The sequence below is a fragment of the Mesorhizobium sp. M7A.F.Ca.CA.001.08.2.1 genome (genome assembly GCF_003998455.1).
GTDB classification, from domain to species: domain Bacteria; phylum Pseudomonadota; class Alphaproteobacteria; order Rhizobiales; family Rhizobiaceae; genus Mesorhizobium; species Mesorhizobium ciceri.
Window position 1 is genome coordinate 1 of the sequence record NZ_RZPW01001034.1, and the last position, 1,721, is coordinate 1,721.

Genomic DNA, 1,721 nt, shown 5'->3' on the forward strand with positions numbered 1-1,721 from the left:
GTAGGGCAGTAGGGCAGTAGGGCAGTAGGGCAGTAGGGCAGTAGGGCAGTAGGGCAGTAGGGCAGTAGGGCAGAGACCTCCAGGCAATTCACTTGTTGTCACATATTGCCCTACTGCCCTACTGCCTTATTCCCCTACATCTTATCGATCACCGACTGCACGCCCTCGGTCGGGGCGTCGACGGACGATCCGGCTACCATGATGGCGGCGACGATCGCTTCGGGGTCGTCGACGACCAGCGGCTTGACCCGCTGCGCGGTGTGGATGAAGCCTTCGGCGGCCATGTGATCGAGCAGCGCCAGCATCGGATCCCAAAATCCTTTGACATTGGCGAAGACGATCGGCTTGCGATGATGGCCAAGTTGTCCCCAGGTCATGATCTCGACGATCTCCTCGACCGTGCCGATGCCGCCCGGCAGTGCCACAAAGGCGTCGGATTTCTCGAACATCTTGTGCTTGCGCTCGTGCATGTTGTCGGTGATCAAGAGTTCATCGAGCCGGTCAAGCGCTGTTTCGCTCGCCTCCTTGTTGATCAGGAAGCGCGGAATGATGCCCGTCACCTTGCCGCCGGCCTTGAGCGCGCCTTCGGCGACAGCGCCCATGATGCCTTTGGTGCCGCCGCCATAGACCAGCCGCAATCCCGCTTTGGCAATTGAGCGCCCGAGCAGGTGTCCGGCCTTGATATAGATTTCATCGCGGCCCGGAGACGAGCCGCAATAGACGCAGACGGATCGAATCGTGTTCATGTCGATGATTGGTGATTGGGTCTGAAAGCGCGGTCAAGCCCCAAGGGTTAACAGCCTGGGCTTTTTCTTGTCGGTATTGCTAAAACAGGCTAGACCGGCGTTAGGTGGCTAAGGGGTAGGGAAATATGGCAATTAATCCACTGAAGGCGTTCCTGTTCGCGGCGGGTGGGACCGTTGCGGCCGCGGGAACCGCCTATGTAGCGGGCGCACTCGACCCGTATCTCAATCCCACGCCGCCGGCGCAAGTGGCGGCGCAGACGCCGCCCGCAGCGGCAAAATCGGCCGATCCCGGCACCGAAGCGCGGCTGCCCGCCGCTGAAGTCCCGGCGGCTCCCGCCGCAGTGCCCCAGGCAACGGCACCCGCCGCACCGGCCGCGGACGCGGCGGCGCCTGCTGCGACCGGTCCGGTCGCACCGTCCTTCGATGTCGTGCGCGTCGAAAGCAATGGCTCGATTGTCGTCGCCGGCAATGCGGCACCCAACGCCAAGGTCGAAATCCTCAATGGCTCGACGGTGCTTGGCTCGACGGTCGCTGGTCCCGATGGCGCCTTCGTTATCATTCTCGATGATCCGCTGAAGCCCGGCGATTATACGATCGCGCTGCGCGCGACCACCGGTGACGTCGTAACGCCCTCGGTGCAGACCGCCGTCGTTTCGGTTCCCAAGGATGCGGCCGGCCAGGTGCTGGCCATGGTCGAGGAGCCGGGCAAGCCGGCCGAATTGCTGACCGTTCCCGCACCCGAGACAAAGCCGGCTGCTCCGGCCGCCGCGCCGGCTGCTCCCACAGCCGAAGCCCCCGCAACCGCTCCGGCGCCAGCCGCCCCAGCGCCAGCCGTGGTCGACGCGACACCGGCTCCTGCAGCGCCGGCGACGCCGCCCGTTGCAGGCGTGACCGAGCCCAAGATCGTCGTCGAGGCGGTCGAGATCGACGGCAGCAAGATCTTTGTCGCCGGCCTCGCCGATGCCGGCCGCAAGG

Annotated in this window: 1 protein-coding gene and 1 pseudogene; one reads left to right on the forward strand and one right to left on the reverse strand. The window is 64.6% G+C overall.

Annotated elements, in window-relative coordinates; genetic code table 11:
• Positions 1 to 134: 134 nt before the first annotated feature.
• Positions 135 to 746: a TIGR00730 family Rossman fold protein gene (locus tag EN914_RS34410; RefSeq protein WP_013532550.1), complete on the reverse strand. Its 612-nt coding sequence runs from the start codon at positions 744 to 746 to the stop codon at positions 135 to 137.
• Positions 747 to 871: 125 nt separating this feature from the next.
• On the opposite strand from EN914_RS34410, the pseudogene EN914_RS34415 reads away from it, so the two are divergent.
• Positions 872 to 1,721, forward strand: a pseudogene (locus tag EN914_RS34415) (peptigoglycan-binding protein LysM); the annotation flags it as partial.